At 31.6% G+C, this 15,156-nt stretch carries 14 protein-coding genes and 1 pseudogene; 13 read left to right on the top strand and 2 right to left on the bottom strand.

Annotated features, from left to right (window positions below; all coding sequences use genetic code 11):
• Positions 1-44: 44 nt before the first annotated feature.
• The 10 genes from OTK00_RS06000 to OTK00_RS06045 all read left to right on the top strand — a co-directional run bounded on the left by OTK00_RS06000 (position 45) and on the right by OTK00_RS06045 (position 8,765).
• Positions 45-236: a hypothetical protein gene (locus OTK00_RS06000; RefSeq protein ID WP_013431700.1), complete on the top strand. Its 192-nt coding sequence runs from the start codon at positions 45-47 to the stop codon at positions 234-236.
• 38 nt (positions 237-274) lie between these two features.
• Complete coding sequence (locus tag OTK00_RS06005; protein WP_045169468.1) at positions 275-463, top strand: hypothetical protein; 189 nt, start codon at positions 275-277, stop codon at positions 461-463.
• 150 nt (positions 464-613) lie between these two features.
• On the top strand, positions 614-1,336 hold the full coding sequence (locus OTK00_RS06010; RefSeq protein WP_045169469.1) for a CPBP family intramembrane glutamic endopeptidase: 723 nt from the start codon (positions 614-616) through the stop codon (positions 1,334-1,336).
• Between the two features lie 276 nt (positions 1,337-1,612).
• Complete coding sequence (locus OTK00_RS06015) at positions 1,613-2,785, top strand: ABC transporter permease subunit (protein WP_045169470.1); 1,173 nt, start codon at positions 1,613-1,615, stop codon at positions 2,783-2,785.
• 32 nt (positions 2,786-2,817) lie between these two features.
• The gene (locus OTK00_RS06020) at positions 2,818-3,765 is read left to right on the top strand and encodes an ABC transporter ATP-binding protein (protein ID WP_045169471.1); all 948 of its coding nucleotides are present in this window, start codon (positions 2,818-2,820) and stop codon (positions 3,763-3,765) included.
• Between the two features lie 86 nt (positions 3,766-3,851).
• Positions 3,852-4,094, top strand: coding sequence for a hypothetical protein (locus OTK00_RS06025; protein WP_045169472.1), 243 nt, complete (start codon positions 3,852-3,854; stop codon positions 4,092-4,094).
• Between the two features lie 412 nt (positions 4,095-4,506).
• Positions 4,507-5,811: a phosphopyruvate hydratase gene (eno, locus tag OTK00_RS06030; RefSeq protein WP_045169473.1), complete on the top strand. Its 1,305-nt coding sequence runs from the start codon at positions 4,507-4,509 to the stop codon at positions 5,809-5,811.
• Between the two features lie 172 nt (positions 5,812-5,983).
• Positions 5,984-7,378: a glucuronate isomerase gene (gene uxaC / locus OTK00_RS06035; protein ID WP_045169474.1), complete on the top strand. Its 1,395-nt coding sequence runs from the start codon at positions 5,984-5,986 to the stop codon at positions 7,376-7,378.
• A gap of 163 nt (positions 7,379-7,541) precedes the next feature.
• Complete coding sequence (locus OTK00_RS06040) at positions 7,542-7,790, top strand: DUF6364 family protein (RefSeq protein ID WP_045169475.1); 249 nt, start codon at positions 7,542-7,544, stop codon at positions 7,788-7,790.
• Between the two features lie 447 nt (positions 7,791-8,237).
• The gene (locus tag OTK00_RS06045; RefSeq protein ID WP_045169476.1) at positions 8,238-8,765 is read left to right on the top strand and encodes a hypothetical protein; all 528 of its coding nucleotides are present in this window, start codon (positions 8,238-8,240) and stop codon (positions 8,763-8,765) included.
• A 493-nt stretch (positions 8,766-9,258) separates the two neighbouring features.
• Here the strand turns inward: OTK00_RS06045 and OTK00_RS06050 are convergent, their stop codons facing one another.
• Complete coding sequence (locus OTK00_RS06050) at positions 9,259-10,206, bottom strand: ISNCY family transposase (RefSeq protein WP_045168612.1); 948 nt, start codon at positions 10,204-10,206, stop codon at positions 9,259-9,261.
• 148 nt (positions 10,207-10,354) lie between these two features.
• Here OTK00_RS06050 and OTK00_RS06055 point away from each other — a divergent pair.
• Together OTK00_RS06055 and OTK00_RS06060 are read left to right on the top strand one after the other, a co-directional pair.
• Positions 10,355-11,246: pseudogene (locus tag OTK00_RS06055) on the top strand (cysteine peptidase family C39 domain-containing protein); the annotation flags it as partial.
• 110 nt (positions 11,247-11,356) lie between these two features.
• The gene (locus OTK00_RS06060) at positions 11,357-11,500 is read left to right on the top strand and encodes a hypothetical protein (protein WP_157841343.1); all 144 of its coding nucleotides are present in this window, start codon (positions 11,357-11,359) and stop codon (positions 11,498-11,500) included.
• 664 nt (positions 11,501-12,164) lie between these two features.
• Here OTK00_RS06060 and OTK00_RS06065 read toward each other — a convergent pair.
• Positions 12,165-13,595, bottom strand: coding sequence for an ISNCY family transposase (locus OTK00_RS06065; RefSeq protein WP_045169044.1), 1,431 nt, complete (start codon positions 13,593-13,595; stop codon positions 12,165-12,167).
• Between the two features lie 165 nt (positions 13,596-13,760).
• On the opposite strand from OTK00_RS06065, the gene OTK00_RS06070 reads away from it, so the two are divergent.
• The gene (locus OTK00_RS06070) at positions 13,761-15,155 is read left to right on the top strand and encodes a radical SAM/SPASM domain-containing protein (RefSeq protein WP_045169477.1); all 1,395 of its coding nucleotides are present in this window, start codon (positions 13,761-13,763) and stop codon (positions 15,153-15,155) included.
• The last annotated feature ends 1 nt before the right edge of the window (position 15,156 follow it).

A 15,156-nucleotide genomic window follows, 5' to 3' on the forward strand; every position in this document is an offset into this window, starting at 1 on the left:
GGGTTGGATAAATAAAAAACAAAAAGAGAGGGGGGATATTAAAAATGGTAAATGAAAGTCTTCTTAAAAAAGGGTACTTTGTTGAATTAAATAGTTACGAAATGGAATTTGTTAATGGTGGTTTAGATAAAGCCGTTAGGGGTTTTACATTGGTAAAAGAATTATATGAGTTTGCCAAAGAGCTTTATGATTTTGGAAGAGGATTTATTAAAGGTTGGCAGGATGCAACTCGTTAAAGTTGGTTTTAATCTTAAAATGAAGGAGGGATGAAGTTATGAATAAATTTATGCAAATAGATAAGAATGAATTGATAAAAATTAATGGTGGAGGAAAAGATGATTATGATTATGGTTATTCGGTAGGATATAATTTGGGCAAAGTTTATCGATGCATAACCAACATTATAAATAATATTTTCTATACACCCAATGGAATTCCTTGCCCAGATGTATACCGCGGATAGAGCTTAAAAAATATTTAGGTTAGTACAGGCTAATATAAGTTTAAATAAAAGAGTATGTGCTAAAGAAATTGTATCCAGTCTTTTAAAAAAAAGAAAAGGATACAATTGCTTTAGCATTTATAATGTATTTAAAAAAATGGGGGTTTATTAATGGAACAAGCTAATGAAAAGAAGAGGAATGCTTTAAAGTATATAAGTCTTTTATTTGTATCAAGTGTTGTATTACCATTAATATTTGAAGCAGTAATTTATAACATAAAAGTAATATATAATATATTATTGTTTGATATGTTCACATATACATGCACCTTTTTGTTTTTTGCTATTTTTTGTAGAAATGAAATAATAGATTTGATTAAATGCTCGTATATGATAATCAAAAATAAAATAAAAATTAGGAATATACTGTTATTATTTTTATTTGGTTCATTATCGTCAATTATAATACAAATCATTATATATTTACTTAATGTGCATTTGCTACATATCCGCGATGTAGATAGCATAAGTAATTATGAAAAAGAAATAAAAAATATAATTGGATTAAATAATATGCATAGTATAATAATCCTATTGACAATAGTATTTTTTTCAGGGATAGTCGCTCCTGTTATAGAGGAAATTATATTTAGAGGATTAATATTTCAAAGTTTAAGACAAAAGATGGATCTCAAAATGGCTATCATACTTGGAGCATTAATTTTCGGTTTATGGCATATAAATTTATATACTGCTTTATGTGCATTTTTATTTGGAATTATCTTATCAATTTTTTATATACGTTTTAATTCGATATTTGTGCCTATAGTTGTTCATATAGGTGCTAATATTATTGGTCTAATTAACATGATAATATCGTTAATTATTAGATGATTTAATTGTGAGTTAAATTAGTAAAGTGTAATATATAATTAAAATGGGCTTATAGAAGTTTTTTAAAATTAAATTTCATGATCAGAGATTAGGTAAATTTTAGGGTTGCTTTTTTAACTTTAGATTCGAAAACGTAAATATTGAAGAATAGTAGGAAAGTAACTTCAAATTTGTTTTTATAATAAAGTTTGTAAGAATAACCAGTTAATTAACAAAATCACTTATTTTTATCTGTACAAAAAATTAACCAACACTGTAGCAAAGGAGGCAGAACAATTGTTATTGTATACAGAAATCCAAAAAATTCTCAAAAGCAAAAAATTTTTTATTGCCTTAATAATCACAATTGGTCTCAATCTTTTTTATTGCTGGTTTGTGTATAATGAAGAGAATAAAAGTATTGAGTCTACAAAGCAATATATTGCATATACAGAAAAACAGATAAAGGAATTGCAGCAGAAATTAAAAAAAGAAAAAGACGACATGAAGAAAAGATTGTATCTGGAACAAATTAATGAATTGAATAGAATTATTCAAAAGGAAAAATTAAAAATGCAGTATGCTTCTAATCCTAAGAAGGAAATAGAAGAAAGAGCCCGATATTACAAGATGAGGTATGAAATTTCTCAGAAAGCTGGTGACTATAAAGAGCTTGAAATTAATAAGGTAAATTATCAGATTTTAAATGAAAATATAAAGAGGAAAAAGTATTACAGTGTTGGTAGACAATTTGATGGATGGACTTATTTACTTAGTCAATCGTACGGAATAGCATTTTTTATAATTATTGTTTTAGCTTTACTTATTGGAAGTGGTATAGTTTCAGATGAATATAGGGAAGGGACAGCGAAGATTTTAAAAACTATGCCTGTAAAAAGAAGTAATATTATTTTAAGCAAATTTATTGCAACTGTTTTGACTGTGTCCGCATTGGTCATTGGTATACAAATTGTATTTTTCATAGTTTTAAATCTTATAACAGATTCTTTTAAATACTACGATGTGTATTGTAACTGGATTTCTAAATATAAGGTGATAGGTTTTAAGATATTTCCTGTTTCAGATGGTGTAAAATTGTTGAACTTACTTGAATGTAGTTTATTACAATTATTAACCGAAATTATTCTTATATTGGCTATATCGGGAGCTATCATGTTTTTCTCCACGATATTTGAAAACGGTGCATTTGCAAGTATTAGCTTTTTTGCAATAATAATAGCTATAAGTATTTTTCGTCAAAAGATACTTATTCTTAAAAGACCTATATTAAAGTTGTTGTCGTTAATATTCCCTTGGGAACTATCGATGGTATATACAAATTCATTACCAGGAGAAATAGAATGGATTTATGCTTCATTCTATATTGTAATAGGGTTAAATTTATTGATGACAGTTATTTTTGTATTAGCTTCAATGAAAATATTTGAACATAGGGAAAAGGTATTATAAAGCTTGAGAGAGACTAAAGGGGGTAAAATAGCTTGGCTGAAAATCAAGTGGAAATGATAATAAAAGTAACTGATGTAGACAAGAAAATTCGAAACTTCCAAATTCTAAAAGAAATAAATTTTTCAATAGAAAAAGGAGAAATTGTTGGTCTTGTAGGACCAAATGGTGCTGGCAAAAGCACATTAATGAAAATACTGGCAGGTTTGTGGGCACCAAAACCAAAAGGGGAATGTTATATTTTGGGATGTGATGTAACTAAGGAAAAGGAAAGAATTGAGGTATTAAGAAGAGCATCATTTTTTATTGAAACACCAGCACTGTACAGTAAACTCAGCGGTTATGATAATATAGAATTATACTCTAAACTAAAATATGGGAGTACCTTTAACGTTAAAGATGAGATTAACAGGTTAGCACCATTTTTTGAATTGGAAAATAATATGTTAAAAAGAAAGGCAAAAGCTTATTCGCTGGGAACAAAACAAAAGGTTGGTTTGCTTCAAATGTTCATTGGCAACCCTGAAGTGTTGATATTGGACGAACCTTTTAATGGATTGGATCCAACTGTTACAATTAAAGTTAAAGAGCTTTTGAAAACGCGATGGAGAGAAAATAACATAACTGTTTTAATCTCATCACATATATTGAGTGATATAGAAGAATTGTGTTCAAGAATTATTTTTATAAAAAATGGTTCTATAATATTGGATAAAAATAAGGAAGAACTGTTAAAAAGCAATACAGTGGTAATTTTTCATTTTACCGAAAAGGAGCATGTTGATTTAGCGTGTAGGTTAATAAAGGAAAAATTACCGCATGTATCTGTGGAAACTCAGTTTAATAACTCGATAAAAATTCATAATATCAGTTCTTATGAAGATATTTTTAATTTATTACAGAATGAGGGTATAAAAGTTAGAGATATAGAAGAACAAAGGATGAGTTTAGTAGATTTTTACAAACAACTTTATTTACAATAATCAAAGATTATAACTATTTATTGCAAGTAAAAAATGATAAAATAAAAATAAGTAGCGTGTTATAATGGGTGGTTTAAAATTATTTGATGAACAATAAAGAGGGATTTTTTGTAAAAGTATTTAATATTCAAAACAAAAGATTTCCAAAGATTTCTCTGTATTTTATTATTGCTGTAATTTTTGAATTTGTAGTAGCTTTGCCTGTGTATTTATTTTTGTCAAAAAGAATAGGAGTAACATTATTTATTTTAGTTCTGTTAGTATTTGTAGCAATATTAATTTATTGTATTATAATGATTTTAAAATATTTCTTAAGCAAGAAAAAGTAATATTGTAGTAGAAATTAATAAAGTAAAAATTGAATACTATGTTGATGTAGCAAATGCAAAGACCACGAGATAAAAAAAATAATAGAAAAAATAAAGGGTTGGTTGGCATTTTGCCCCAGCCCTCTATTTGTTTAATCCTCCTATGTTATAGTTAAAGTTGCAGTCAACAAAAATCAAGATTTTGGTAGCAGGAAGAAGATTGGATACAAATGTTTTTGCACATACCTGAAATAAACCTGCAGTAAAAACATATAGTTGCAAAACAAATTATATTTATCACTTGACATATAAACATTTGTTTGATATTCTATATACAGAACATTTTATCGGAGAGAATGAATATTTTATGAGAACAAGAGTTGTTATAAAAAATAAATTTCGCTTTGGTATTGCGTTGATTCTTTTTATGTAAATGAAGGTTGACCTTTCGATTACAGCTGTAAGAGCAAGAGAGATACTTGATTCAAGAGGAAATCCAACCGTTGAAGTAGAAGTTGTTGTAAATGATGAATTTGTAGGTAGAGCTGCTGTTCCATCAGGTGCGTCCACAGGTATGTTTGAGGCTGTTGAGCTCAGAGATGGTGATAAAAAAAGATATATGGGTAAAGGGGTTCTCAAGGCAGTTGAAAATGTAAATGAGGTTATTGCACCAGAGATTATTGGAATGAATGCACTGAACCAGGTTGAGATTGATAAACTCATGATAGAGCTTGATGGAACAGAGAATAAGAGCAAGCTTGGTGCAAACGCAATTCTGGGTGTATCCCTGGCAGTTGCCAAAGCTGCCGCAAATGCATTGGGACTTCCACTTTACCAGTATATAGGCGGTGTCAATGCAAAATATTTACCAGTTCCTATGATGAATATCCTAAACGGCGGTAAACATGCTGACAATTCAGTTGACCTGCAGGAATTCATGATAATGCCGGTTGGTGCAAAGTCTTTCAGCGAAGCACTTAGAATGTGTGCCGAAACATTCCATCACTTGAGAAATGTGCTCAAAGCAAGAGGTTATAATACAACAGTTGGTGATGAGGGAGGTTTTGCACCCAACCTGAAATCTAACGAAGAACCATTGGAAGTAATTGTGGAAGCAATTGAAAAAGCTGGTTATACTCCTGGCAAAGATATTGCAATTGCGCTTGATCCTGCAACATCTGAGCTCTACAATGAAGAAGATGGAAAGTATCATTTTGAAAGAGAAGGTAAAGTTAGAACAAAAGAAGAGATGGTAGAGTTCTGGGTAAAACTTGTTGAAAAGTACCCGATTGTATCAATTGAAGATGGCGTTGCGGAAGAGGACTGGGAAGGCTGGAAGATGCTCACTGAAGCTCTTGGCAACAAGATTCAGCTTGTTGGTGATGATTTATTTGTTACAAACACAAAGAGGCTTGCAAAGGGAATTGAGCTTGGCGTTGCAAACTCAATATTAATTAAACTTAACCAGATAGGAACACTCACAGAAACTTTGGAAGCAATTGAGATGGCAAACAGAGCAGGTTACACCGCTGTTGTATCCCACAGATCAGGCGAGACAGAAGATACAACGATTGCTGACCTTGTTGTTGCAGTAAATGCAGGGCAGATTAAGACAGGTGCACCGTCAAGAACAGATAGAGTAGCAAAATACAATCAGCTCCTGAGAATAGAAGAAGAGCTTGGCAGCATTGCAGTATATCCAGGCATGAATGCATTCTTTAACTTGAAGAAAAAATAATTCCACAAAAGTCCAAAGGAAAGTTTTTGAATTTGCAATAGAATAAAGAAAGAGGGAAAGTGTTGAACTTTCCCTCTTTTCATTTTATAATATATTCAAACAGGATATGTTAAGAATTTTGTTGAATCTTTTGGAAATTATGTTGAAACAAGTTTCAAGGAGGTTTGGAAAGATGAAAAGATTTATTGATGAGGATTTCCTCTTGAGTAACCAGACCGCCAAAGTGCTGTACGAAAAATATGCAAAGGATATGCCAATCATTGATTTTCACTGTCATTTAAATCCAAAGGAAATTTATGAAAACAAGAGGTTTAAAAACATAACAGAGCTTTGGCTTGGAGGGGACCATTACAAGTGGAGGCTTATGAGAGCAAATGGCATTGAAGAAAAGTATATAACAGGTAGCGCAGATGACTATGAAAAGTTCTTGGCATGGGCAAAGACCATTCCAATGGCAATAGGAAACCCAATTTATCATTGGACACATTTAGAACTCAAAAGATACTTTGGAATAGATGATATATTAAATGAAAAATCTGCACCTATCATTTGGGAAAAGGCAAACAAAGTTCTCAAAGAGCTTGGTGCAAGAGATATAATTTTGAAGTCCAATGTGGAAGTGATCTGCACAACAGACGACCCTGTTGATACACTTGAGTATCATTTAAAACTGAAAAATGAAAAAGATTTCAATGTAAAAGTTTATCCTACTTTCAGACCTGACAAGGGTGTAAATATAGAAAGAGAAACCTTCATCCCGTGGGTAGAAAAGCTTGGAGAAGTTTATGGTAAGAAGATAGAAAGCTATGATGAGTTTTTAGATGCCTTAAAGTCAAGAGCAGAGTTTTTCCATTCTGTGGGATGTCGTGCTTCTGACCATGCTATGGATGATATGGTTTTTGCCGATGCGTCTTTTGATGAAGCAGCTGATATTTTCAAAAAAGCTTTAAAAGGTGAGAAACTTACAGAAATTGAAGTTGCAAAATATAAAACGTATACATTGAGATTCTTAGGGAAAGTTTATTCAAGTCTTGGCTGGGCAATGCAGCTTCATATAAATGCCCTGAGAAACAACAATACAAGAATGTTCAATATTCTGGGACCTGACACAGGGTATGATTCAATAAACGACGGTCATATAGCCTTTGCACTTGTCAAATTCTTAGATTCATTGGAGAAAGAAGATTCCCTGCCCAAGACAATTCTGTATTCTTTAAATCCAAAAGACAACTATGTTCTTGCAACAATTATGGGATCTTTCCAGGATGGTAGCATTCCTGGCAAAATGCAGCTTGGTGCAGCTTGGTGGTTCAATGATAGCAAAGATGGCAACCTTCAGCAGATGAAAGACCTTGCAAATCTTGGGCTCTTGAGTCGATTTGTCGGAATGGTAACAGACTCTCGAAGCTTTTTGTCATATGCAAGACACGAATATTTTAGAAGACTTCTTTGCAATTTGATTGGCGAGTGGGTAGAAAACGGTGAATATCCATATGATTTGGAGACACTTGGTAGAATAGTTCAGGGCATTTGTTATTATAATGCAAAAGAGTATTTTGGGTTTTAAAAGATAGAGGAGAAAGACAATGGGGTGGAATTGTATATTCCGCCCTATTTTTATACTTTCATTTTCTATTAACATATTTGGTTGGTGATGAATAATTACATCAAATTAATATTGAATATTACGTAAATATGTAATACACTGTTTCATGTGGAAGGTGAATAATATGCGTGAATATCAGAACATTACTTTATCTCTTTCCAAGGAACTTATTCAAAAGGTAAAGCATATTGCTGTTGAAAGGAATACATCCATTTCTGCGCTGCTTACAAGCTTATTGGAAGAGCTTGTAAATAGGGAAGAGTCATATCAAAAGGTTTATCTGCAGAATCTTAATCTTTTAGAAGAAGGATTTAACCTTGGAACAGGTGGAGCAATCACTTGGAGGAGAGAAGATTTATATGAAAGAAAATAACTATCAATTCCCTGGTCATTTCATTATTTATTTTTTATCTTTCTTTTCACTATTTGCAGATTTTGCTTTACTATGAGTTCAAATATATCTAATAAATTGAAGAAATTTTGAGCTATTTAAAGGAAAGTTATATTTGAGCTTTAAATTTATTTGAAAACGGGCTAAAAAAAAAGAAAAAACGGAATTGACAGAATGAAAATGTGTAAGATAGAATTTACATAAAAATTCCATGAAGAAATTTAACAGAAAAAGTAGATTAAATAAAACAAAAAAGGCAGTAAAACAAAACCATTCTTTACGCGCAAAGAGGTTGCATTTTATAAAATCTAAATAATTTCCATAAAAGAATAAGAAACTATCAAATATAAGCCTGAATATCCAAAAGCCCAGTTTAGACATATTCACATCACATATTAAGTTTAATAAAGATTAGGAATGGTGAATACAATGAAAAAAACACTTTTAATTTTGATTATAATATTGTTTATTTTTGCAGGAGTTGGGGCTTGCTACTATGTAACAAAATATGTTTTATATGATCCAGTGAAAACTTTGAAAATAATCGACCCTACAATAAAGATTTACTTTTCATCTGACGAGACAAAACCACTTGGTGATAATAGCTACAATGGCAAAAAGCCTGATTACAAAAAACATAGAATAATTGAGTATCGTGTTGTTGCAGCAAATACAGGACCGCGATATAAAAATTGTGTTTTGTTGATTCCATTAGTCCCTGAAGAATTTGAAAAGAAGTATGTTTTAAAGGGCGGCAGAGATTTAATAATTAATTTACATCCACCAATAAAAGAGAAAATATTTAAGGAACACGTATATTATTTTTATACGACTGAAGGAGATCCACAAAAAGTAAAAGAGATAATTTCAAAATATAATAAAGCAAAGATAATATGGGAAGAAGGCGGAAAGAAGTATGAAAAGATTATTGATATGAAGGTTAAGATTTTGGACTGATATAAATGATTATTGTTAAGAGGGTTGGCTGGCAATTTTGCCCCAGCCCTCTATTATTACCTTATTTATTCACTTTATTTTCCTTTGCATTTTGTGAAGAGTTTTTCAAAATTAAAACTGCAATACAAAAAGGCTTTTTCCGTTACTGTATTTATTACTGTATATGTTTATTTCTCTTATTAGACAGACTATATTTTAACTATTTGCAAATTTGACCTTGTTATAAGCTCAAGAAAATTGAAGAAATTTTAAGATATTTAAAGAAAAGTATATTCTCAGCTTAAAATTTAGCTGAAAATTAACTAAAAAAAAAAAAAAAACGGGATTGACAGAGTGAAAATGTATAAGATAAAATTTGCATAGAAATTCCAAGAAGATGTTTACAGAAAAAATAGTTCAAGTACAAAACAGCCTAAATAAGAAAATAAAGAAGCAAATATATCAAAATAAGTTGTTGAATAAATAATTCTACTATTAATGTAACTATATGGGACTATAAATTATTCCATGCATATTTAAAAGAAAATTTACAGTTTTCAATTTTTTGAATATAAAGCTCTATCAAATAAGTAACCATTATCCAGTCAACATGTCTCTTATATGTTCTAAAACCTCTTAGCCGTACTTGTTCTAAATTATATTCTCCTTTCAGCTTCCCAAATAATCTTTCAATTTTTATCCTTTGCTTATATACTCTTTGTCCTTCTTTACTTCTTAAAAATTCTATGTTTTGTGCTCTCAGAATATTTTTGACATTGTTAAAATCCTTAGTATTTCTCTTATTTATACCCGCTACAAACTTTATTCCAAGTCTATCAGCCACATCAAACCACTTTGTACAATCATAACCTGCATCTGCTAATATTACATCAGGTCCAAATATCTTAGCTTCATACAAAAGTTCTACCGCTTTACTATCATGAATATTTGCACATGTCAACCACCATACTATCGGTATGACCTCATCTTCAACTGTTGCTAGCACATGTAATTTATACCCATTGTAAAAACCTAAACTAACACATCTTCCTACTCCTGCTTCTCTATCACCCCTCGAGCTTCTCAAAGGTGTAGAATCTATAGCACAAACTCTTGTCTTGGGATCTATTTCTCTTACTAAAATTCTTGCTATTGCTTCTATATATTCTTCTTCAATCATTTTAGCCCATTTTGAAAAATATGAATGATCGGGGCTCTTTTCTATTCCTATGACCTTTCTAAATTCTTCATCTTCATTTATCTTGTACTCTAATTCCCTAAAGCTGTTTATCCTATTTTTGACTTTATAAACAAAACAAGCTATTATATGGCTCAGCTTAAATTTCTTCGGTCTTCCTCTTTTGTTGTTTTTTATCTTCAATCCTAAATCTTTTATTACTTTTTCAATTGTCATAAATATCTTTAAAAATTTTTGTTTTTGTGCTTTAATAAAATTAGTCATTGCCATCCTCCTTGCTTGGGTTTTTTAGTATTCTCTTCTTAAAATTTTATCTCAAGGAGGATGGTTTTTTCCATTTATAAATTTATTACTTTTATGTCAATATGTTTTATTCAACAAGCTAATATCAAAAATCAAGTGGGATGAAGAGATGAGGAAAAGATACTATTGTGTAAAGCAGCATGATATAACAGATTGTGCAGCAGCGAGCTTAGCAACAATTTGCTTGCAATATGGAAAAGAAGTATCGATAGCCAGAATAAGGCAGATAGCAGGGACAGACAGGTTTGGCACCACAGCATATGGAGTTGTAAAGGCGGCAAAGGAGCTTGGATTTGAAGCAAAAGCAGTCAGAGCAGAAACAAAAGAGGCAATATTTGAGAAAATACCACTTCCGTGTATAGCACATGTACTGATAGATGGCAAGCTATTTCATTATGTTGTAATACATGAGATAAGAAAAGAAAGGATAGTGATAGCAGACCCGGCCAAAGGAATAGTTAAGCTAAAGCCAGAAGAGTTTTTTAAAATATGGACAGGCATTTTGATATTTCTTGTACCAAATGTGAGGTTTAAGAAAGAGAAACAAGAGGGAGTTTTGAAAAAGTTTTTTAAGTTATTAAGTCCACAGAAGGGCTTGATATTGAATATTTTTTCAGTGTCAGTTGTATATACCTTGCTTGGGATAGCGGCAGCATTTTATTACAAGTTTTTGATGGATGATGTAATACCGAATCTCTTGAAGAATACACTTCATGTTATAGCAGCAGGTGCAATACTGATTACGATATTTAAGGTGATATTAGGAGCATTCAGGGTAAGACTTTTGATACATTTGAGTCAGAGATTGGATATTAAATTGATGCTGGGGTATTATGAACATGTGATTAAGCTTCCGATGAGTTTTTTGGTAGCAGAAAGATAGGAGAGATAATTTCAAGGTTTATGGATGCGTCAAAGATGAGGGATGCGGTATCAGGCGCAACGCTCTAACACTTATGATAGACAGCATAATGGCTGTGGCAGGCGGAGTAATTTTGTACTAACAAGATATTAAAACTTACCATAAGCAAAAATTGTTTTTAAAGGGGCTTGCAATTTGTAATATGATGTCACAGATGACTTGTACAAGAACGAAAGGAGGGAATGAAGTATGATGGAGGAGAAGGAAAAAATAACAAAAGAAAAAGATATGTATGAAACTCTTACAGAAGTAACATTTGATGAACTTGAGACAATAGAAGAGATCATTACAGGTGCAGCATCAGGTTTAGTAGGTTGTTGTATTGCTAATTGATTATTATTGAGAGGTTGTACTATCTTTTTAATCATATTGCAAGCCCCCTTTTCTTCACTTTAATTATTAGTCTTTGATACACTTAGGATTATCATCCTAAATAGAAAGGTGTACCATTAGAGCCTACAGAAAAATGTTGAAGATAGTTTAAAATACCAATATATATTAATCAAAGTATCTATTTATACCGTTATAGCGCAAATAGAAATGAAAGTCTTCTAGTGCACGTTCTGAGCGGTTTCGAATGATTTTGACAAAAATCATACGAAAACTGGTCAGAAGTAATAATTAACCAGAAATAGAAATGAATATACAAAATGAAGGTAAAACGACGAATAATTGGTATTTTTAGTAATAATTTAAGTTTTTACAAAATACCCTAAATATCCATAAATATAGCCGTTTGCAAAATGGTTGGTGATTGAAGGTAACAGATGCCAATACTAACATGAAATACTATCAAGATACAAAAAGAAAAGCAAAATGACAACCAAATATTATCAATGCAAACAAAAATAATCAGCAACAAACATATGACAAAAATTAACAATATCAAAAAAGACAATAGTATCCTAAGCCTTCTAGCTTCTTGGCTTTAGAAGGTTAAGTAAAAAACAAAGTCACAAATTTTTGGTAGATTAATGATTTAAGAAAAATTGTAGTTTTAAGCGATAAGTTTTTTGAGTTTGTTAAGCTTTTTGATAGTTAATTTAGAACAATAGAGTTTGATATTGTGAGCAAGGATAAACAAAAGTGAGTAAGTAATTGCAGAGAGTAAAAAATCAGAGAAGATAGAAATATGGTCATAAGTACAGATGACATCGGAGCCCATATAGGATTTTAGGTGATAAATAGTCTGCTCTACAGCGACACGTTTATTGTAGAGGTCTAAAAACTCTTGAGAATTTCTGTTGATACCTGGGGAAGAGCGAAAATCGTCAGGGTAAGTGTAGAACATTCTGCCAGATTTAGAGTTAGTACAAGGTTGAGGGCAAGAGCAAATGCGTTTGCCGTCTTTATAACAAGACATGGGGCAGACCCATTTAAGACGCACAGAACGATTTTTACCCTGACATTTGCCTTCAGGTTTAAAAGGTTGATTGAACTTTTTGCAGATAGGGACACCATCTTCAGATATAACGATATTAGGGTCTGAAGTAGGTGTAGTATTTTTAGAGGCTCTTGGATTTAGAGGGATAATGATTTTGGAGAAGTTGAAAGTGTTTTTTAAAGTTGAGTAGATGTTATGTGCATCCAAGGCACTGTCAGCGATGAAAGTGGAGAAATTTTTGGGAATGTAAGAGAATAGAGTTTCGAGCGAAGGAAATAAAGCTTTAGAGTCAGAGATAGCCTTTGCTTCTTGAGGGTCAGAAGAAGGAGAGTCAGAGTTAAACAGAGGTACTAAAGCCAAAGGAATACCGAGAGCATTGGTAATGACAGCGAATTTTAAAGCCCAGCAGAAATGGCCATTTACGAACATAAGACGGATATTAGAATTAGCATTAGCAGTTTTAGGCAAGGAAGAATAAACAAGAGAGTAGATTTTATCAGAGGACAGCTCAGGGTTAGCTTTTGAGGTATTTTTCAAGAGAGATTGAATGAATTTAGGGTTATTTTCACGGACCTTTGGGACAATACCGGTTGTATCGAAGATTAAGATTGAAGCAAGTTCAGGGGATTGCCTAAGAGAAATATTGTGTGCATGGATAGAGATATTTTGAAAAAGTTTATGGATTTCGTTGTTGAAGATTTTTCTGAAGCGAGAGAAGGTTGAAATAGAGGGAACATTACCATTTAAGTTACAGAATGAACGAAGTTCATAGGAGTTAAGAAGCACAGCGCGGAGCTGAGTAAGAGTATTGAGTTTGAGTAATTTTTGGACAAAAAAGCAAAGGAGCATAGATTCTAAGGAGAAGCATCTATGCTTACCAAAGTATTTGTAGTAGGCATTGTAGAAAGAAGAAGGTATGTAGTCTGATAAGTTGATGAATTTATTGAACAAGCCCAAGAGGCTTTCAGGCTTGTAGAGAGCCGAAGCCTTTAGGTGGGAGAATAGATCGAGGAAAGAAAGTTGTTTAGGTTTGTTGTTGAACATTTTGGACCCCCTCCTCATAGTAGAAAATTTGTTTTATATAATCATATTTTACTACAACTATGAGGAGGGTGACCAGACTTTTTCGAATCTTTATAAAGCTTGATAACGCTCATATTGAGCGTTTCTGCAAAAGGCTAATCCATAAATAATATAGGAGGGGCTTAAATGAAAAGTTTAATTATTGATAATTGTTTACTACTATTAGATAATAAAGATGCCGTGATATTTGATATAATTACAGGGAAAATATATAAATGTCGTGATAGTTTAGATAGAATTAAACAAAAGATAAAAAGTAAGAGTTACTTGAATATAGAACATCGCTATATCAGATCTCAAAAAATAGAATGGGATGATGGTTTTTTATTATCGGTAACGATGTGTTCAGCAGAAACTTGTAATTTAAAATGTAAATATTGCTACGCAAATTTAGGAACATACAATAATATCGACAGAACTAGTAAAGCTATAATGACATTTGAAGATTACAAGTTATTTTTTGAAAAAATACTAAAAATTTTTCCGCGGGGGGTTGTTAATTATACATTTTTTGGTGGCGAACCTATGCTTGGATTTGAGGAAATTGTTAAGTTTGTTGAATATATAACAGATGTATGTGAAAAGAATAATTTAATTAAACCGCACTTTGCAATAGTAACAAACGGTACTCTTATCGATGAATATGCATGGGAGATATTTGAGAAATATCATTTTGCTGTTACTATCAGTTTAGATGGTCCTAAAGAGGTTAATGATAGAATGCGAATTTTTCGTGATGAACATCAAAGTGTTTTTGATACTGTTAAGCATAATCTTGAGAAATGCTCAGGTAGAACTCATGTGTTAGTCGCGGAAGCAACATTAGGTGAGTTTTTTTTCAGAAATTATAGAAAGAATTATGCAAGAGAGTATTTTGATACATTTATAAATCTGGGATTTGATTCGGTTTCACCATATTTTGCAGAAATGAGTAATACCAATTATATGGTAACAAATGACGCTAATTTGAGAGATGGAATAAAACAGTTTTATTATGATCTTGTTGATTATTCATTTGAACTTCTACTAGATGATAATAAATGTATGTCAATTCCAAATTTTATAGCCTCAACAATCATTAATATTGTGACACGCAAGGAAAAAAATGTGTGTGCTGCAGGAAAGAAAAGTATATTCTACACTGCTTCAGGTGATGTTTATCCTTGTCAAATGTATTACTTGTCAAAATATAAAAAATTGGGGAATATAGCTGATGAGAATGAACTGAAGAAAAATATCAAATCTTATAAGCTAATTTCCAGAAATGAAATAAGCGAGTGTAAAAGCTGCTTTGCTGTTTCTTTTTGTAATTTTTGGTGTCCTGGAGCCTCCTATCAATTTGCTAATAATGAGTATGCTGTAAATAAAGTTCGTTGTATAATTCAAAAATCTATTGGTGAAAGAGTCATTTACAATCTTGCGTTAATGTTTGAAAATGAAGAAAAGAAGGCTATTTTTATACGCAATCTAAGAAAATTGTCACATTTGTATTCATGGAAAAAATTCGGAGGTAATCTATAAT

Origin of the sequence: Caldicellulosiruptor morganii (assembly GCF_026810225.1) — a bacterium.
GTDB classification, from domain to species: domain Bacteria; phylum Bacillota; class Thermoanaerobacteria; order Caldicellulosiruptorales; family Caldicellulosiruptoraceae; genus Caldicellulosiruptor; species Caldicellulosiruptor morganii.